General features: G+C 51.9%; 21 protein-coding genes. 6 read left to right on the top strand and 15 right to left on the bottom strand.

Annotated features, from left to right (window positions below; all coding sequences use genetic code 11):
* From tuf to fkpA, 9 genes are all read right to left on the bottom strand, one after another.
* On the bottom strand, window positions 1–884 hold an 884-nt coding region (gene tuf, locus ACQKDS_RS13190; RefSeq protein ID WP_427673881.1), incomplete at its 3' end, for an elongation factor Tu.
* A 71-nt stretch (window positions 885–955) separates the two neighbouring features.
* Window positions 956–3,070 carry an elongation factor G gene (fusA, locus tag ACQKDS_RS13185; protein ID WP_399671154.1) on the bottom strand — a complete coding sequence of 705 codons (2,115 nt, stop codon included), beginning with the start codon at window positions 3,068–3,070 and terminating at the stop codon, window positions 956–958.
* 94 nt (window positions 3,071–3,164) lie between these two features.
* Complete coding sequence (gene rpsG, locus ACQKDS_RS13180) at window positions 3,165–3,635, bottom strand: 30S ribosomal protein S7 (RefSeq protein WP_004956203.1); 471 nt, start codon at window positions 3,633–3,635, stop codon at window positions 3,165–3,167.
* 96 nt (window positions 3,636–3,731) lie between these two features.
* Window positions 3,732–4,106: a 30S ribosomal protein S12 gene (gene rpsL, locus ACQKDS_RS13175; protein WP_004930426.1), complete on the bottom strand. Its 375-nt coding sequence runs from the start codon at window positions 4,104–4,106 to the stop codon at window positions 3,732–3,734.
* A 144-nt stretch (window positions 4,107–4,250) separates the two neighbouring features.
* Window positions 4,251–4,538, bottom strand: coding sequence for a sulfurtransferase complex subunit TusB (gene tusB / locus ACQKDS_RS13170; RefSeq protein WP_399671151.1), 288 nt, complete (start codon window positions 4,536–4,538; stop codon window positions 4,251–4,253).
* Between the two features lie 9 nt (window positions 4,539–4,547).
* Window positions 4,548–4,907, bottom strand: a complete 360-nt coding sequence (tusC, locus tag ACQKDS_RS13165; protein ID WP_399671148.1) for a sulfurtransferase complex subunit TusC — start codon at window positions 4,905–4,907, stop codon at window positions 4,548–4,550.
* 9 nt (window positions 4,908–4,916) lie between these two features.
* A complete protein-coding gene (gene tusD / locus ACQKDS_RS13160; RefSeq protein ID WP_399671191.1) occupies window positions 4,917–5,303 on the bottom strand; it encodes a sulfurtransferase complex subunit TusD in 387 nt (128 codons plus the stop codon).
* Window positions 5,304–5,305: 2 nt separating this feature from the next.
* On the bottom strand, window positions 5,306–6,028 hold the full coding sequence (locus ACQKDS_RS13155; protein WP_399671145.1) for a transcriptional regulator: 723 nt from the start codon (window positions 6,026–6,028) through the stop codon (window positions 5,306–5,308).
* Window positions 6,029–6,332: 304 nt separating this feature from the next.
* Window positions 6,333–7,157 (bottom strand): FKBP-type peptidyl-prolyl cis-trans isomerase, encoded by an 825-nt coding sequence (fkpA, locus tag ACQKDS_RS13150; protein WP_399671142.1) that lies wholly within the window; start codon window positions 7,155–7,157, stop codon window positions 6,333–6,335.
* 370 nt (window positions 7,158–7,527) lie between these two features.
* On the opposite strand from fkpA, the gene ACQKDS_RS13145 reads away from it, so the two are divergent.
* Window positions 7,528–7,755, top strand: a complete 228-nt coding sequence (locus ACQKDS_RS13145; RefSeq protein WP_399671139.1) for a SlyX family protein — start codon at window positions 7,528–7,530, stop codon at window positions 7,753–7,755.
* Window positions 7,756–7,827: 72 nt separating this feature from the next.
* On the opposite strand, the gene slyD is transcribed toward ACQKDS_RS13145, so the two are convergent.
* The 4 genes from slyD to kefG all read right to left on the bottom strand — a co-directional run bounded on the left by slyD (window position 7,828) and on the right by kefG (window position 11,121).
* Window positions 7,828–8,406 carry a peptidylprolyl isomerase gene (gene slyD / locus ACQKDS_RS13140; RefSeq protein ID WP_399671137.1) on the bottom strand — a complete coding sequence of 193 codons (579 nt, stop codon included), beginning with the start codon at window positions 8,404–8,406 and terminating at the stop codon, window positions 7,828–7,830.
* A 138-nt stretch (window positions 8,407–8,544) separates the two neighbouring features.
* On the bottom strand, window positions 8,545–8,748 hold the full coding sequence (locus ACQKDS_RS13135; RefSeq protein WP_399671134.1) for a YheV family putative zinc ribbon protein: 204 nt from the start codon (window positions 8,746–8,748) through the stop codon (window positions 8,545–8,547).
* Window positions 8,749–8,758: 10 nt separating this feature from the next.
* Window positions 8,759–10,567 carry a glutathione-regulated potassium-efflux system protein KefB gene (gene kefB, locus ACQKDS_RS13130; RefSeq protein ID WP_399671131.1) on the bottom strand — a complete coding sequence of 603 codons (1,809 nt, stop codon included), beginning with the start codon at window positions 10,565–10,567 and terminating at the stop codon, window positions 8,759–8,761.
* Between the two features lie 2 nt (window positions 10,568–10,569).
* Window positions 10,570–11,121, bottom strand: coding sequence for a glutathione-regulated potassium-efflux system ancillary protein KefG (gene kefG, locus ACQKDS_RS13125; protein ID WP_399671188.1), 552 nt, complete (start codon window positions 11,119–11,121; stop codon window positions 10,570–10,572).
* 185 nt (window positions 11,122–11,306) lie between these two features.
* Between kefG and ACQKDS_RS13120 the strand changes: the two genes are divergently transcribed.
* From ACQKDS_RS13120 to ACQKDS_RS13110, 3 genes are all read left to right on the top strand, one after another.
* Entirely contained in the window at window positions 11,307–13,226 is a 1,920-nt protein-coding gene (locus tag ACQKDS_RS13120) for an ABC transporter ATP-binding protein (RefSeq protein WP_399671128.1), read from the top strand.
* A gap of 270 nt (window positions 13,227–13,496) precedes the next feature.
* Window positions 13,497–14,648 (top strand): toxic anion resistance protein, encoded by a 1,152-nt coding sequence (locus tag ACQKDS_RS13115; RefSeq protein WP_399671125.1) that lies wholly within the window; start codon window positions 13,497–13,499, stop codon window positions 14,646–14,648.
* A gap of 61 nt (window positions 14,649–14,709) precedes the next feature.
* Window positions 14,710–15,747 carry a hypothetical protein gene (locus ACQKDS_RS13110; protein WP_399671122.1) on the top strand — a complete coding sequence of 346 codons (1,038 nt, stop codon included), beginning with the start codon at window positions 14,710–14,712 and terminating at the stop codon, window positions 15,745–15,747.
* A gap of 35 nt (window positions 15,748–15,782) precedes the next feature.
* On the opposite strand, the gene ACQKDS_RS13105 is transcribed toward ACQKDS_RS13110, so the two are convergent.
* The gene (locus ACQKDS_RS13105) at window positions 15,783–16,565 is read right to left on the bottom strand and encodes a PhzF family phenazine biosynthesis protein (RefSeq protein ID WP_399671119.1); all 783 of its coding nucleotides are present in this window, start codon (window positions 16,563–16,565) and stop codon (window positions 15,783–15,785) included.
* Window positions 16,566–16,575: 10 nt separating this feature from the next.
* The gene (locus ACQKDS_RS13100; RefSeq protein WP_399671117.1) at window positions 16,576–17,178 is read right to left on the bottom strand and encodes a LysE family translocator; all 603 of its coding nucleotides are present in this window, start codon (window positions 17,176–17,178) and stop codon (window positions 16,576–16,578) included.
* Between the two features lie 200 nt (window positions 17,179–17,378).
* On the opposite strand from ACQKDS_RS13100, the gene ACQKDS_RS13095 reads away from it, so the two are divergent.
* Both ACQKDS_RS13095 and ACQKDS_RS13090 read left to right on the top strand, forming a co-directional pair.
* Window positions 17,379–18,359 (top strand): hydrolase, encoded by a 981-nt coding sequence (locus ACQKDS_RS13095; RefSeq protein WP_399671114.1) that lies wholly within the window; start codon window positions 17,379–17,381, stop codon window positions 18,357–18,359.
* Window positions 18,356–18,589 carry a YheU family protein gene (locus tag ACQKDS_RS13090; RefSeq protein WP_399671111.1) on the top strand — a complete coding sequence of 78 codons (234 nt, stop codon included), beginning with the start codon at window positions 18,356–18,358 and terminating at the stop codon, window positions 18,587–18,589. The genes ACQKDS_RS13095 and ACQKDS_RS13090 overlap by 4 nt, the downstream gene beginning before the upstream one ends.
* Window positions 18,590–18,730: the final 141 nt, after the last annotated feature.

Raw genomic sequence — 18,730 nt, 5'->3', positions numbered from 1 at the left:
TTAGCCAGTACCTGACCACGTTCGATATCTTCACGCTTGATACCACGCAGCAGAACACCAACGTTCTCACCCGCACGGCCTTCGTCCAGCAGTTTGCGGAACATTTCTACGCCAGTACAAGTAGACTTAACGGTGTCTTTGATACCTACGATTTCAACTTCTTCACCAACTTTGATGATACCGCGCTCAACACGACCGGTAACAACGGTACCACGACCAGAGATGGAGAACACGTCTTCGATTGGCAGCAGGAACGGCTTGTCTACAGCACGCTCTGGTTCTGGGATGTAAGAATCCAGCGCTTCTGCCAGTTCTACAATCTTCGCTTCCCACTCGGCTTCGCCTTCCAGTGCTTTCAGCGCTGAACCACGGATTACCGGCAGGTCGTCGCCTGGGAAGTCGTACTGAGACAGCAGCTCACGCACTTCCATTTCAACCAGTTCCAGCAGCTCTTCATCATCAACCATGTCACATTTGTTCATGAACACGATGATGTAAGGAACGCCTACCTGACGACCCAGCAGGATGTGCTCACGAGTCTGAGGCATAGGGCCGTCAGTCGCAGCTACAACCAGGATAGCGCCGTCCATCTGTGCAGCACCGGTGATCATGTTTTTCACGTAGTCGGCGTGCCCTGGGCAGTCAACGTGCGCGTAGTGGCGAGTCGGGGTGTCATATTCAACGTGAGAGGTGTTGATGGTGATACCACGAGCTTTTTCTTCTGGTGCGTTATCGATCTGGTCGAATGCGCGCGCAGCGCCGCCGTAGGTTTTAGCCAGAACGGTGGTGATTGCTGCAGTCAGGGTAGTTTTACCGTGGTCAACGTGGCCGATAGTACCAACGTTAACGTGCGGTTTTGTACGTTCAAATTTTTCTTTAGACACGGCTATATTCCTTACTCTTATGCTCTCCCCTCAAGGAGAGAGCATGGGATCATTATTGTAAAACCCTGGGCTTATTTACCACGGGCTTCGATTACGGCCTGAGCAACGTTGTTCGGAGCATCATCATACTTCAGGAACTCCATAGAGTAAGAAGCACGACCTTTGGTCAGAGAACGCAGTTGAGTTGCGTACCCGAACATTTCAGACAACGGAACTTCAGCGTGAATCACAACGCCAGTAACGTTGGATTCTTGACCGCGCAGCATGCCGCGACGACGGCTAAGGTCACCGATAACGTCACCAGTGTTCTCTTCCGGCGTTTCAACTTCAACCTTCATGATAGGCTCAAGCAGAACTGGTTTTGCTTTCTTAAAGCCATCTTTAAAGGCGATAGAGGCAGCCAGTTTAAACGCCAGCTCAGAGGAGTCAACGTCGTGGTAAGAACCGAAGTGCAGACGCACACCGAGATCAACAACCGGATAACCAGCCAGTGGGCCAGATTTCAGCTGCTCCTGCAAACCTTTATCAACGGCAGGGATGTATTCTGTTGGAATTACACCACCTTTGATGTCGTTGACGAACTCGTAACCTTTCGGATTTGAGCCCGGCTCCAGTGGGTACATGTCGATAACAACATGACCATACTGACCACGACCACCAGATTGCTTGGCGTGTTTACCTTCGATATCCGTCACTTTCGCGCGAATCGCTTCACGGTAAGCAACCTGTGGTTTACCCACGTTAGCTTCAACGTTGAACTCACGACGCATACGGTCAACGATGATATCGAGGTGCAGTTCGCCCATGCCCGCGATGATAGTCTGGTTAGATTCTTCATCAGTCCATACGCGGAATGATGGATCCTCTTTCGCCAAACGACCCAGAGCCAGACCCATTTTTTCTTGGTCAGCTTTGGTTTTCGGTTCAACCGCGATGGAAATTACCGGCTCAGGGAACTCCATACGCTCCAGAATGATCACATGATCTGGATCGCACAGGGTATCACCCGTGGTAACGTCTTTCAGACCGATTGCCGCCGCGATGTCACCAGCGCGAACTTCTTTGATCTCTTCACGCTTGTTAGCGTGCATCTGAACGATACGGCCGAAACGCTCACGCGCAGCTTTCACGGAGTTCACTACGGTATCACCGGAGTTAACAATACCGGAGTACACGCGGAAGAACGTCAGGTTACCTACGAACGGGTCGGTAGCAATCTTGAACGCCAATGCAGCAAACGGCTCTTCATCACTCGCGTGACGCTCGGCTGGGGTGTCTTTACCGTCGTCCAACATACCGTTGATGGCAGGTACGTCAGTTGGTGATGGCAGGTAATCGATTACCGCATCCAGCATCGCCTGAACACCTTTGTTCTTAAACGCAGAACCACAGGTGACCAAGATGATTTCGTTGTTCAGCACGCGCTGACGCAGAGCACCTTTGATTTCTTCCTCGGTCAGCTCTTCGCCGCCCAAGTATTTTTCCATCAGCTCTTCGGAAGCTTCAGCAGCAGATTCGATCAGATTCTGGTGCCATTCTTCAGCCAGTTCCTGCATGTCTGCAGGGATCTCTTCGTATTCGAAGGTCAAACCAGCATCAGCTTCGTTCCAGTTGATAGCTTTCATTTTCACCAGGTCAACAACACCGGTGAATTTCTCTTCTGCGCCGATTGCCAGCTGCAGAGGAACCGGGTTAGCACCCAGGCGAGATTTAATCTGGCCTACAACTTTCAAGAAGTTAGCACCCATACGGTCCATTTTGTTAACGAACGCGATGCGTGGAACTTTATATTTGTTAGCCTGACGCCATACGGTTTCAGACTGTGGCTGAACACCACCAACAGCACAGTAAACCATTACCGCACCGTCAAGAACACGCATGGAACGTTCTACTTCGATGGTGAAGTCAACGTGTCCTGGGGTGTCGATGATGTTTACGCGATGCGGTTCATACTGCTTAGCCATACCTGACCAAAATGCAGTAGTCGCAGCAGAGGTAATAGTGATACCACGCTCCTGCTCCTGCTCCATCCAGTCCATGGTAGCTGCGCCGTCATGAACTTCACCGAGTTTGTGGTTTACACCGGTGTAGAACAGAATACGTTCGGTAGTGGTGGTTTTACCGGCGTCAATGTGTGCGCTGATTCCGATGTTACGGTAGCGCTCAATGGGTGTTGTACGAGCCATTTGATTCCTCTATTGCCTAGGGCGTTCATTCAGTTAAGCCAAGCGGGCTGACTTATTGAAGCGCCCGCTTGGTTAGCATAACTACGCGTGGTAATTACCAGCGGTAGTGGGCGAACGCCTTGTTGGCTTCGGCCATACGGTGAACGTCTTCACGCTTCTTAACAGCAGAACCTTTGTTCTCTGCTGCGTCAGACAGCTCGTTCGCCAGGCGCAGAGCCATGGATTTATCACCACGTTTACGAGCAGCATCAACGATCCAACGCATTGCCAGAGCATTACGACGAACCGGACGAACTTCAACTGGTACCTGATAAGTAGAACCACCAACGCGGCGAGACTTAACTTCGACAGTCGGGCGCACGTTGTCCAGAGCTACTTCGAAAGCTTCCAGGTGATCTTTACCAGAACGCTGAGCCAGGGTCTCCAGCGCGGTATAGACGATTGCTTCTGCAGTAGATTTTTTACCATCTACCATCAGGATATTTACAAATTTAGCCAGCAGCTCGGATCCGAACTTAGGATCCGGCAGGATTTTACGTTGACCAATAACGCGACGACGTGGCATGGAAATACTCCGTTGTTAATTCAGGATTGTCCAAAACTCTACGAGTTTATTTTGACATTAAAGTGAAAATGTTTGGCCTTACTTAACGGAGAACCATTAAGCCTTTGGCTTCTTCACGCCGTACTTGGAACGAGCTTGCTTACGGTCTTTAACACCGGAGCAGTCAAGTGCGCCGCGAACGGTGTGATAACGCACACCTGGCAAGTCTTTTACACGACCGCCACGGATCAGGATCACGGAGTGCTCCTGCAGGTTGTGACCTTCACCACCGATGTAGGAAGTCACTTCAAAACCGTTAGTCAAACGCACACGGCAAACTTTACGCAGTGCGGAGTTTGGTTTCTTCGGGGTAGTAGTATATACGCGGGTACATACACCACGTTTTTGCGGGCAGGCTTCCAGCGCTGGAACGTTGCTTTTAGCAGCCTTCACAGAGCGTGGTTTGCGTACCAGCTGGTTAATCGTTGCCATTCAAAAAGCTCCTGGTTTGTGCTTCGTTTCTTGCTTCGTAAACATGTGATAAATCCCCTCGCATGCACTACTGGCAAAGTACGAGGACGCAGAATTTTATGGCTGAGTGGTTAAGGTGTCAAGAAATATACAACATCAGTGTTGTTACCATGCCATTTGGCTATGATGATTTTCGGTTAATTCAACGAATTGATTATAGTCGATGACAGTAAGATTGTGTGAAATACAACCAGACAGGCCGCGCGCTACCACATCGTCTTGTAAAACGTAGAGCGATAAGGGGGCATCAAGCAACAAATCAAGAGCGGCACAGCCGGATAACGCAGCCAGTACACCATCTTGCAGTAACAGTATCGCATCACCCGGCGCTGCCAAACGCAATAAAGCCGGCAGATCGCACTGAAGAGGGGAATGACTCAGGGTAAACAGCATCACAAATTCCTAGAAAGTCAGCACCACGTCATAATTGGCGAGCCGTTCACGCAAGGCCTTCGGCGCTAAGGTTTCGGCGTCCAGTACCCAGTTTTCAACCTGGGATAGCCCACGTTCCTGTAGCGAAGCGGCACACAGGTAACACTGTTCAACATCGTACAACGGTAATACGCCGAAGGTAGCAATGTAATTGCGTGCCAAGATTTTCTCCGGCTGTTGACCAGGCAGCAATTGCAATACCCCATCCCCGATAAAAAATACGCCGAGATCTTCGCTCAATGCGGAGGTTGCCAGCAAGGCATCCAAACCTTCACGGCCGCTAGCGCTGCCATGCGGCCCTTGAGTGAAAACAAATGCAACTCGTTTCATTATGCTCTCTTAAAATTGCAGCATGCGATCGCAACTGAGCGCGGCTTCCGCGAAAGCCCCCAACCCACTCAGGGTAAACCCCGACTGCAAGTTAGCCGCTGACAAATTTTGCTGCTGCGCCTCTTGCTCATCCGTCACGCCACGGCGTAGTGCCGCCGCCACACAGACGTTAAGCGCAATATCATGCTGTTGCGCCAATGCCACCCACGCACGTACCAAGTCGAATTCGTCACTGGCGGGCGACGTCAATTGGTTAGCATTCGACACACCTTCACGATAGAAAAACACGCTATCCAACCGATGCCCCGCCGCCAATAACGCCTGAGCGAATTGATACGCGCTGCTGGCCTGTTGGGAGCCATACGCAGGGCCGGTTACCAACAGGCAATAAGTCAGTTTCAACGTTCGGTTCCCAATAAATCACCGTTTTTAAACTGGCGAATATACAGATACACGGTGTGTTTAGAGATATTCAAGCGTTCGGCTACCTGATTGATGGCGTCTTTTATATCAAAAATACCCTTTTCATACAGGTTGAGCACCACTTGCCGATTTTTCGCGTTATTTGACACACTGCGATCGGCATTCACCTCTTCAATAGTGAACTCCAACGTCTGCGCAACCAGGTCATCAACGGAAGAGGCAAAGTTAACCGAAGAAGGTACTTCTTGCGTTTCCGGCGGCATAAATGTTTGCATCACTTGTGAAAACGGCACATCCAAGTTCATGTTAATACACAACAAGCCAATCACCCGCTGCTCGCGGTTGCGAATCGCAATGGTGACTGACTTCATCAACACCCCGCTCTTCGCGCGAGTAAAGTAGGCTTTGGATACGCTACTGTCGTCACCGGCCATATCATGCAACATACGCAACGCCAGATCGGTAATCGGCGAGCCAATTTGCCGCCCGGTATGTTCACCATTGGCAATACGCACCGCAGAGCACTTCAGATCCTCCAGCGAGTGCAGCACGATTTCGCAATGCCCGCCGATCAGCATCGCCAGACCATCGACCACGGCTTCATAAGACTTCAGAATTTCATAATCCGTTTGGCTAAACGGACGCTCATTCAGCAAATCGAGTTCGCTGGCCTCGCTGGATAAAAGCGAATTAGACATCGAAGATACCACCCTCATAGATCGCCTGTGCCAGGGGGCGCAGCTAAAACGGCTCATGGCGGCCGGGAACAGTTTTAGGTACACGCCCTAAGGGGCAGGCGCATGACTGATTAGTCTGAACGTTAGTTTGGCAAAAACAGCCATAACCAACTCCTTGCGTTTGCGCGTGGCATTGACGTTAAGCCCGATGCCCAGCAGGCGTCAAGTAATCCGTAAGAGGTGGGAGGAAAAGTTGGGATAGTTTCTATCGATGTGGTGAAAGGATATCCGCCGCGAGAACGCGGCGGATAAACACAAAATGAACTTATTTGGCTTTAGCGTCTGCAGCCGCAGGCTTCTCTGATTTAGCTTCGGCTTTTGGTGCCGCTTTGATATCCAGCAGCTCAACGTCAAATACCAGCGTGGAGTTAGCCGGGATGCCCGGAACGCCCGTTTTACCGTAAGCCAGCGCCGGCGGGATCACCAGCTTGATTTTGCCGCCTTTCTTAATTTGTTTCAGGCCTTCAGTCCAACCCGGAATCACGCCGTCCAGACGGAATGACAACGGCTCGCCACGGGTATAAGAATTATCAAACTCAGTACCATCCGTCAGCGTACCTTTGTAATTCACCACCACAGTGTCACTATCTTTTGGCGCGTCACCCGTACCCGGCTTCTCTACCTGATACAGCAAACCCGATTCCGTTTTCTTCACGCCTTTTTCTTTAGCGAAAGTATCACGGTATTTCGCGCCTTTCGCCTCGTTGTCTTTTGCGTCCTGCTCCATTTTTTCCTGAGCGGAGGCTTTCACACGTGCTTCAAAGCTCTGCAAGGTTTTTTCAATGTCATCGTCGTTTAACTTGCTCTTGTTAGCGAAAGAGTCTTGAACACCGGCGATCAATTGATCTTTATCCAATTTGATACCTAGTTTTTCCTGCTCTTTCAACGAGTTGTCCATGTAACGACCCAACGATGCGCCCAGTGCATAGGCCACTTTCTCGTCATCGCTCTTGAACTTGCCCGTGCTTGGTGCTGCGGCAGGTTTTGCCGCGTCAGCCGGCTTTGCCGCATCAGCGGCCATAACCTGAGTCGCATTCAAGGCAAAAGCCATGGTGGTTGCCAGAAGCGTGACTTTAAACAAAGATTTCATCCATTTCTCCAGTGTCTGAAGCGGTGCCCCAAACAATCATTAAGTAAGAAAACCGGGCTACTATAGCTGGCTGAAAGCAAACAAAACAGTCGCACAGGTAACCAATCGAGTCAAAGTGTGACTCCACATTAAGAGAGAAGTTTCCTTTGATCTATTACCATCATGATAAATCAGACTTTTCGTGCTAAAGAAGTCTACCATGGCATACAAAAATCGACCTTTGCACCCCTTTTTACCGAGTTTTACACCACTTCGGGTCTATTTCAGCTCTACCCTAGGCGGAAGACGACGAAATAGCGCAACGCAAAGTCAGCGTCACCTGTTACCATAACGTTTGCCATCGGGATTTAACCGCGTCAGAGGTAGCACTATGCAAAACGCCGACAACCTAAGCCTGTTAAAGCGGCTGGAAGAATTGGAAAGCCGTCAGGCTTTTCAGGAAGTAACTATTGAGGAGTTGAATCAGACAGTGGTTCAGCACCAGCTCGAGTTATTAAAATTACGCGAGCATCTGCATATGTTGACCGATAAACTACGCGCCACGCAGACCTCCATGATTGCGTCGCAATCGGAAGAAACGCCACCGCCGCACTACTGATTGGCGGCAAAACGCGGCGGCCATCAGTAAAAAAGGCCGCCGAGGCGACCTTTTTCTAACCGTGACTGGCGCTTAGTGGCAGCCACAACCGCCGTTACCGCAACCACCTTTCTTGCCGTGATCATGGTCGTGCTCGTGGTCGTGACCGCCGCAGCAGCCCTCACCGTGTTCGTGGTGATGATCGTGCTCGCCGTGAACATGGCCGTGAGCCAGTTCTTCCGCGGTCGCTTCACGAATCGCGACCACTTCTACGTTGAAGTTCAGGTTCTGGCCCGCCAGCATATGGTTGCCGTCAACCACAACGTGATCGCCGTCCACTTCGGTAATTTCAACGGGAACAGGCCCCTGATCGGTATCAGCCAGGAAACGCATACCGACTTGCAGTTCGTCAACGCCCATGAAAACGTCTTTTGGTACACGCTGCACCAAGTTTTCATCGTACTGACCGTAAGCTTCGTTAGCGCCGACATTCACGTCGAAGCGATCGCCCGCTTCACGGCCTTCAAGCGCCTTCTCCAAACCTGCGATCAGAGAACCATGCCCGTGCAGATAGTCCAGCGGTGCACTCACCGGAGACTCATCAACTAAAACACCGTCTTCTGTACGTACTTGGTAAGCCAGGCTGACTACCGAGTCTTTTACTACTTTCATGATATCTCCTACCGTTGGATACTTTAAGCTGCCCCCTTGTGGCACCTAAGTACCGTACGGACACAACCTTACCGTGCAGATTGTAACGGAAATCTGCAGCGCTGTACCCTCCAGCATAAAAAATCACATCAGATAACGCTACTCTGGCTGGAAAATGCCAATGACCTGTTCCTGCGGCCGTACATGTTTTTCCACCTGTTGCTCCGTTTGTCGCTGATGATGGCCACACTTGACGCACTCCACGACTTCGACACGATCTTCGCGCCACACTGCCAGCGTATCCATCGCATTACAGCTTGGGCAAACCGCCCCCGCGATAAATCGCTTACGCGTTGCAGACATGCTATTACTCCTATTCATATTCGTCCCAGCCATCAAATTGGCGACTTTCTTTTTGCATTTCACGATGGAACAATTCTTCCAACTCGCGCCGCGCTTCTTTCACTCGAGAAATCTGCGCCACATCCCCCTGATGCGGTGGCATCAATTCTCGCAACATGCGCATATCCAACCGGCGAAAATGCTGCTGGGAACGAAAAGCCTGATGTGGGTGCATCCCCAATGTCATCAACGTCTTACGCCCCAACTCTAATGCACTGGAAAACGTCTCGCGACTGAAATCCTTCACCCCCGCCTGCAACAGTTCATGCGCCTCGACACGGCCACGTGCACGGGCCAAAATGGCAAGATGCGGGAAATGCTGCTGGCAAAGATGAACAACGGCTAAGGTGTCTTCCGGTTCATTGCAAGTAATCACAATCGATTTGGCCTTCTCCGCCCCGGCCGCGCGTAACAGCTCCAGCTCGGTAGCATCACCGTAATACACTTTATAACCGTAGCGGCGCAACACACCCACCGCGCTGACATCGCGCTCCAATACGGTAATGCGCATCTTGTTTGCCATCAGCAAGCGGCCAATCACCTGACCAAAACGCCCAAAACCGACAATAATCACCTGCGGCTCATCATCCTCAACAAACGGCGTTTCTTCGTCCTCATCTTTAGCGTTGTAACGACGCGCCAGCACCCGATCAATCATTTGCATCAGCAGCGGCGTCGTCATCATCGACAACGTCACGATCACTAATAACAGCGCCAACTGATCGTTGCTCAACACCTTTTGCGCCGCGGCCGCCGAAAACAGCACAAAGGCAAACTCACCACCTTGGCTCAGCACACCGGCAAACTGTAAGCGTACCGAACGCCGCAGCCCGAAAATGCGCGCCAGCGCATACAACACGCCAGACTTGATCGCCACGAGCAATACGACGCCAATCAGCACCGTAGCTAAGTGGGTGTAGAGCACGCCAATATTCAACGCCATACCGACCGATATAAAGAACAGCCCTAACAGCAAGCCCTTAAACGGCTCAATGGCAATTTCCAGCTCATGACGATACTCGCTCTCCGCCAACAACACGCCCGCAATAAAAGTCCCGAGCGCCATCGACAACCCCAGCAAATCCATAAACAGCGCGGCACCTAACACCACCAACAGCGATGCCGCGGTAAAGATCTCACGTACGCCAGACGCGGCAATGTAGCGAAAAAGCGGCCGCAGCAGGAAGCGCCCACCGACTAACATGCCGCCGAACGCCGCGACTTTATAGCCGATCTGCGCCCAGTCGTCGCTGGTTCCAGCGCCTTCTGCCAAAAGAGGAATCAACGCCAACGCCGGGATCACTGCCATATCTTGGAATAACAACACCGAGAAACCAAGCTGGCCACCCTCATTGCGATTCATACCCTTTTCACGCATCAATTGTAACGCCATCGCGGTGGACGACATCGCTAATCCAATGCCGCCAATGACCGCGGCCTGCCAGGCAAAATGGCTCAGATACAACAACGCGCCTAATACCGCGGCGGTAATAAGCACTTGCCCCGCCCCCACACCAAAGATAGAACGCCGCAATGCCCACAATTTGGACGGGTTAAGCTCCAGCCCAATGATAAACATCAGAAAAACCACACCCAGCTCAGAGAAGTGCAGAATCTCATCCACATCACGTATCAACCCCAAACCCCAGGGGCCGATGGCAATACCCGCTATCAAATATCCCAAAACCGCACCGATGCCCAAACGGCGGGCAATCGGTACCGTCACGACAGCGGCAAACAAAAACAACAACACGGCGGTCAATAGCGTTGAGCTTTCCATTGTTATGTTCCCCGCAGAGGAATCGGATGACGCAACCAATCCGCGTAAGCATCCGCATGGCTGCCTAATACATCCGGTTTCTGGCGACGCGCCCAATAAATGATAATAGGTGTAAGCCAGTGCATACTGCACATAGCGGCGGTCAGTTCGAACGGGCGCAAAATAGCTTCCATCGGATAACGGTTATAACCGCCAATGCGGTACGCGCCCTCAGGCTCCCCGGTGGTGATCACCGAGCGCCAATACTTTCCCGCCAGCGCATTACCGCCAACACCACTGGCAAAGCCACGCGACAGCACCCGGTCAAACCACTCTTTCAACAATGCCGGGCAACTGTAGGTGTATAACGGGTGCTGAAAAACAATCACCTGATGCTCACGCAGCAGTTGTTGTTCGTGGTGAATATCAATAAAAAAATCCGGGTAGTGCGCGTATAAATCGTGCACGGTGATATGGTTCATCTGCTGCGCCGGTTTGAGCAAAACCCGATTGGCGACCGAGTCATGAGATTCCGGATGGGCATACAGCAGCAAAACCTTGGGCGGCTGCGACATCATTCCCCTCCAAAGCGTCGTCAGGGTAGCGGTTTTCCGTTACCATGCAGAGCAAAGATTAAAACAGCACGCGCACTGCGGTCTGTTACGTTGATGATAATTTAACATATCTCCTACATTATTCGAGTGGCTTCGAAGCGACAACGGCTCGAAGTAAACGGACGACACATAACAAACGGCGCTTTATGATTGTATTCTCCTCGCTACAAATTCGACGCGGCACCCGTGTCTTGCTGGACAACGCTACGGCGACGGTTAATCCAGGTCAAAAGGTCGGCCTGGTGGGCAAAAACGGGTGTGGTAAATCTACCCTACTGGCGTTACTCAAGGGCGAACTGGCCGCAGACGGTGGCAATTACACCTTTCCTAGCAACTGGGCGCTGGCCTGGGTTAACCAGGAAACACCGGCGCTTGATGTTCCAGCGCTAGAGTATGTTATCGATGGCGACCGCGAGTTCCGCCAACTCGAAGCCGAACTGCAATTGGCCAACGATCGTGATGATGGTCATGCCATTGCCACGCTGCACGGTAAGCTCGACGCTATCGACGCCTGGACGGTTCGCGCTCGCGCCTCCAGCCTGTTACACGGTTTAGGCTTTTCTAATGAACAGTTGCAAAGCCCGGTGCGCGCCTTTTCTGGTGGCTGGCGTATGCGTCTCAATCTGGCGCAAGCGCTACTCTGTCGTTCCGATTTATTGCTACTGGATGAACCGACCAACCACCTGGATTTAGACGCAGTGATCTGGCTTGAGCGCTGGCTGAAAAGCTATCCGGGCACATTGGTGCTGATTTCGCACGACCGTGATTTTCTCGATCCGATCGTCGATAAGATCCTGCACATTGAGCAACAAACCATTTACGAATACACCGGCAACTACTCTTCGTTCGAACGTCAACGCGCGACCAAGCTGGCGCAGCAACAGTCGCTGTATCAAAACCAGCAAGAAAAAGTGGCACATCTGCAAAGCTTTATCGACCGTTTTAAAGCCAAGGCATCCAAAGCCAAGCAGGCGCAAAGCCGCATCAAGATGTTGGAGCGTATGGAGCTGATTGCGCCAGCACACGTCGATAACCCCTTTAGCTTCAGCTTCCGTGAACCCGAAAGCTTGCCAAATCCGTTGTTGAGAATGGAGAAGGTTAGCGCCGGTTATGGCGATAAAATCATTCTGCAATCCATCAAGCTGAATCTGGTGCCGGGCTCACGCATTGGTCTGCTAGGGCGCAACGGCGCCGGTAAATCCACGCTGATCAAACTGCTGGCTGGCACGTTGGAACCCCTGAGCGGTGAAGTCGGCTTGGCTAAAGGTATCAAGCTGGGTTACTTCGCCCAGCATCAGTTAGAGTTCCTACGCGCAGAAGAATCACCGCTACAACACCTGAGCCGCATCGCGCCACGCGTACTCGAGCAACAACTGCGTGATTATCTAGGCGGTTTCGGTTTCCAAGGCGATAAAGTGACCGAAGCCACCGAACGTTTCTCCGGCGGCGAAAAAGCGCGGCTGGTGCTGGCGCTGATCGTCTGGCAACGCCCAAATCTGCTGCTGCTTGATGAACCTACTAACCACTTGGATTTGGATATGCGTCAAGCGCTCACCGAAGCGCTGATCGATTTCGAAGGCGCTCTGGTGGTGGTTTCGCACGACCGTCACCTGCTCCGCTCAACCACCGACGATCTGTATCTGGTTCATGATGGACAGGTCGAACCGTTCGATGGCGATCTGGACGATTATCAACAATGGCTAAGCGATTTGCAGAAGCAGCAGGCACAGCAAGACGCAGCACCCAAGCAGGACAGCGGCAACAGCGCACAAGCGCGTAAAGACCAGAAACGGCGTGAAGCAGAATTCCGCACGCACACTCAGCCACTGCGCAAGCAGATCCTCAAGCTGGAACAGCAGATGGAAAAACTGGTTGGCGAACTGGCAAAGGTGGAGGAAAAGCTGGCGGATTCGACGCTATACGACATCAGTCGCAAAGCCGAACTGACCGAGTGTTTACAGCAGCAAAGCCAGGCTAAAGCAGCGTTAGAGGAAACGGAAATGACGTGGTTGGATGCGCAAGAACAGTTGGAACAACTCACCCAACAATTTGCCGCAGATAACTAATTTATCACAGAAAGGTGGGGCGGTTGCACAGCGTCAGGCCGCCGCGCCAATCGTCAATAAACCCACATCCACAAAGGATGTGGGCTGCCCCGGGTCAATCGGGCTGGCGGTTAAATACCCATGCCGCCATTAATCCCAGGTAAATCCGCTACCTTTCTGGCTTCCCTACAAAGTGCAAGGTAATATTATCTGAAAATAATGCTTAAACGCGCGCCGCCACGATTCCACTATCACAATACGTGACGCCATTTCGTATAAGGAAATCTTTTAGTGACGAACACCTCCCCTGCTTTCTTACCACAGCAAACCGCCCATCACGCATCTAACGCCGTCGCTCACACGCTACCCGCCGTTGAAGAGGAGCGCCTTAGCCCACAAGAGCAAGAAGAGGTCGCGCGCCTGATTAATCAAATCGATATCACCGATCCGGTATTGTCCATCTCCTACGGTGCGAAAACCATGAACAGCATTTCTCGCTTTTCCGAAGCGCTCATGCAGGAGGTCAAAGCGAAAGATGCCGGCATGATTGGCGAACAGCTAACCGATTTGTTGGGAAAAGTTAAAGCCGTCGATTTGGCCGCCTTTGGCGAAAAGAAAGGACTGCTGGCCTCAATTCCTTTACTGGGAAAACTGTTCAACAAAGTTGAGCGCACAATGGCGGAATACCAAACGCTGGCTCAGCAAGTCGATACCATCAGCAAGCGACTTGAACACACCATGGTGGAGCTGTTGCGTAATATCGCCACACTGGAACAACTCTTTGTCCGCAACCGCGAATTTTTCCAGCAGATTAACCTGCATGTCATTGCCGGTAAGCAGAAGTTAGCTCAGGTGCAAGACCAAGAACTCGCTCAAGCTCAGTCACAAGCTAACCGTTCTACTGATGCTATGGATGCCCAATACGTACGCGACCTGATCGAAGGCATCCAGCGCTTTGAGCGTCGCCTGCATGATCTGATGATGTCACGTACCATTGCCGTTCAGACCGCGCCACAGATCCGCCTGATGCAGAGCAATAGCCAGTCGTTGGCAGAAAAAATCCAAAGCAGCATTCTGACGACTATCCCTATCTGGAAGAGCCAGATTGTTCTGGCACTCTCGCTGAACTCCCAGCGTCAAGCGGCAAAATTACAAAAAGATGTGGCAGACACCACGAATGATATGCTGCGCCGCAATGCTGAACTGCTGCAAACCGGCACCTTAGAAACCGCCCGCGAAGTCGAACGCTCAATCGTCGATATCGAAACGTTACGCGATGTACAAAACCGCTTACTCAGTACCATTGAGGATACGGTGACGATCGCCAGTGAAGCCAGAGCACGCCGCACTGAGGTAGAAAAAGAGTTGACGACTATGGAACAAGAACTGCGCAACCACCTCGCGGCGATTGCGGCAGACCAGCGCCCGACGGCCAACGTATAACCGGCGTTTAAGATGATGTTGAACGCTTTTTACCACTCACGGATTCCAACGATCTCTGCCTATGACTCTGATTAATGTTTCTGGCTTTCGCGAACGCTACGAAAACAGCCGCTGGTATACATTCGGCATACAATTTGCCCTGACGATCGTCGTGGGCTGTTATATTCAACTTGCCACCCGCGTAGGCTCACCCGACCTCGCGGCTCTGCAAGCTGGCCTGACTCCCGAGGAGGCCACTAAATACGACCCCAGCATCTTCTGTTGGATGAGTTTGGTACTGCTTTTCCGCGGATTCCTTTACGATCAACGCAGCTTGGCATGGGGGCTACTGGCTGGCCTTTGCTGGGTATGCATCGGAGATACGGTCGCCGCAGGCGTTTGGGCCTCATCCATGTTTTTCATGCTATATCTGCTAGCGCAACGGAAAACACTAGGCTGGATACACCTGTGGTACCTGCTGTTATGGCTGCTAATGTTATCTAATTACAATCTGGTGTATGAAGATATCCATCACTACGGCTACCTCTGCCTCTTCGCGGCGTTGTTTATGCTTTCCGCCTACCGTAGTCTGCCGCTGTCACAAAGGATCGCCAAAATGATCGCCGATGCAAGCAAGCCTGAACCTCGCCAGAGGAACAGCGCTGAAAAACATACGTCCGCAGCAAACGCCGGCAGCCAAGAAAATGCAGGGGAAGAGAGCTGGCTCAACACAGAAGGAGAGTCAATTATCGTCAGCTTGGAGAACTATCCTACGCTTGACAAACCCATGCGAACTGAACTGAATGGCATCGTCAAATATGCACGGCTGATACAACAGTGCGTAGTACAGGACCCTAATGACATTAAACCGGGCAGCGAGTTTCTCAAGCGCTACCTGCCCTACACGCTTAGGTTATTGAATGAAGGCTATAAGCTTGCCAGCCAATTGGATATTCACGGCGCTTCCGGCAGCATCAATAACCAAGGCTTGGAAAGCCTACGTTCGCTGCACTCGGCCTTCAAACAAAAGCACGCGCAGCTGCTGGAAAATGACACGCTGGCATACAAATCCGACCTGAGTTTACTCGATAGCCTGCTCAAAACCGACGGCCTCAAGTAACCCTCACGCCGCAGCACCGTGGGTGCTGCGGACATTCACCCCTGAATTTCCCCGTGTAAAAAGATCCTGGCATAGCCGCCAAGCAGGGTGCGTTCGCCCTTCAATTCGCAAAACAGCTCACCACCACGCGACGAGATTTGTCTGGCACGTAACGTATGACGCCCCAGCCGCGCGACCCAATACGGCATCAAAGTGCAGTGAGCAGAACCGGTCACCGGATCTTCGCCACCGTCGAGCGTAAAATAACGAGAAACAAAATCCACCTCATCACCCGGTGCAGTGACAATCACCCCACGACCGGTCGCGGCAACTAATGCCGGTATATCCGGTTGTAACGCCTTAACCTGCGCCTCATTTGCCAAGACCACCAGCATGGCTGCGGATTGCCATACTTCCTGCGGCTGCGCTCCCAACTGCGCGGCTAAAAACGCCGGTTCTGCGACGCGTTGCGGCGCGCGCGTAGGGAAATCGAGAATCAAACGCTGACGGTCTGTGGCATCACGCTTGACATACAGCTCACCACTGGCAGAGCGCAAGCGAATATCACTCAATGCCGGATTAACCACGTTAAACATAACGTAAGCGGCCGCGAGCGTACCGTGCCCGCACAAATCCACCTCTCGCTGCGGCGTAAACCAGCGAATCGCCGCCATGTCGCCATCTTCCCAAATGAAGCTGGTTTCCGGCAGGTTCAGCTCATGCGCGATGGCCTGCATCTGCGCCGTTGGCAGCGGCTGTTTCATCATGTAAACACCAGCAGGGTTGCCGCGCAATCCCTCACCAATAAAGGCATCAACATGGAAATAATTTTTGGTCATCTGCAATTCCTTAATGCCAGATCAGCAGCACACACGCCGCCGTCAACAATCCCATAGACACGTTAAAGATAACCCATGCTTTCTTGCTTTGCAGCAGCCGTCCAATTAACGTGCCAAATCCCAACCAAACCAAGCCAGTCACCAAATTCATGCCCGAAAGCCCCGCCGAAATAGCAATAATCGAATGGTTAAATTGCTCGCCCGTCAGGCTAAAACTGGCTACCGCACCTAACGCCATTAGCCATGCCTTCGGGTTAAGGAACTGTAACAACCAGCCCTGATACAAACGAATCGGCTGCGGTGGCGCGACATCGGTATTCAGCTTTTCATAACTGGCGGTCGCCACTTTCCAGGCCAGCCACAACAAATAAAGGCTACCAAGGATTTTTAGGGCCAAGTGCAGCGACGGATAAACCACAATCAAACTGCCCACGCCAAACGCCACCAACAGCAAAATACTTTGCATACCAAGAATGATGCCAATCATCAGACTCAGCGAGCGCAGAAAGCCAAAGTTGGCGCCGGAGGTGGTTAATAGCAAATTATTCGGGCCTGGAGTGATGGCTGCAACAAACAGAAAACCTAACATCGAAAGAAATAAGCTTAATTCCATGTAGCGGGTGCTCCTCACCCAAATGCACTTTTTGCAGTATACCCGCCACCCTTCCACTAGCATGTTGGCGCATTGGCTACGTCGCGGTCACCGCAATGCAACTGAATTATTTAGGGTATATTATTGTCAGCTAATGGTATTGAAGCTAACAGTGCGCTATTGATCAGACAATAGCCATTCACAAGAATTTTATTCACGTTATGTATGAAATCTTTCGCCCCCTAACCGGGGTCAGTAATCCACACCTGCAAACGTTGCTGCCACGGCTGGTACGCCGCCGCGTGTTGCTTAAACCGCACTGGCAACGTCTGGAATTACCTGACGGTGATTTTATCGATCTCGCCTGGAGCGAAGACCCACGGTTGGCGCGCGATAAGCCGCGTGTGGTGCTTTTTCATGGTTTAGAGGGCAACTTTTACAGCCCCTATGCACACGGCCAACTCCACGCCTGGCGTGAGAAAGGTTGGCTGGGCGTGGTCATGCACTTTCGGGGCTGCAGCGGCGTGCCCAATCGTAAACAGCGGATATACCATTCTGGTGAAACCGAAGATGCCCACTTCTTTCTGCAATGGCTACGTGATAACTACGGCGCGGTACCGACCGCCGCGGTCGGTGTCTCGTTGGGTGGCAATATGCTCGCATGCTATCTGGCGCAGCAAGAAAACTCGCGCTTAGTGGATGCGGCCGTCGTGGTTTCCGCCCCACTGATGTTGGAACCCTGCTCACTGCGAATGGAACAGGGCTTTTCCCGAGTTTACCAGCGTTATCTTCTTGGTCAGCTTAAGCAAAATGCCACACGCAAGCTTCTCCATTATCCGGGCTCTTTACCGTTAAAGCTACCTCAGCTAAAAGGGCTACAGCGCATCCGCGACTTCGATGATGTGATTACCGCACGTATTCACGGCTTTAGCGATGCCACGGATTATTATCGCCGTTGCAGTGCGCTACCGCTGCTGCCAAAAATTCAAACGCCGTTATTGATCATCCACGCCAAAGACGATCCCTTCATGACAGCAGACGTGATCCCGGACATCGCCAGCCTGCCGCACAACATCGAATATCAACTCACGGAATGTGGCGGCCATGTCGGCTTTGTCGGCGGCTCACTGAAAAAACCGCAAATGTGGCTGGAACACCGGATACCTGCCTGGCTGCCCCCCTATTTGGAACCGAATGCATGATTATTCCCTGGAAAGACCTGGACAGTGAAACACTGAACAACCTGATCGAATCGTTCGTGCTGCGCGAAGGCACGGATTATGGCGAGCACGAGCGCTCCCTGGCACAAAAAGTAGATGATGTTCGCCGCCAGCTACAAAGTGGCGAGGTGTTATTGGTCTGGTCGGAGTTACATGAAACCATCAATATCATGCCGCGCGGCCAATTCCGCGCCGGCCAGGAAGAAATGTAATCCGTTCTATGACTGACGGCCAAAATCAGGTAACAATGTGCTATACCCAATGCATTCGAGCTGCATCGACGTACAAATCAACGGCTCTCCAAACGCCGAGTCACATAACGACAACGCAGTCGTAAACCGATAGGGGCTTGG

Origin of the sequence: Serratia sp. NPDC078593, assembly GCF_050268245.1 — a bacterium.
Lineage (GTDB): Bacteria > Pseudomonadota > Gammaproteobacteria > Enterobacterales > Enterobacteriaceae > JBNNGK01.
Note: the sequence above shows the minus strand (reverse complement) of the source record. Positions and strands in the feature narration are given on the sequence as shown.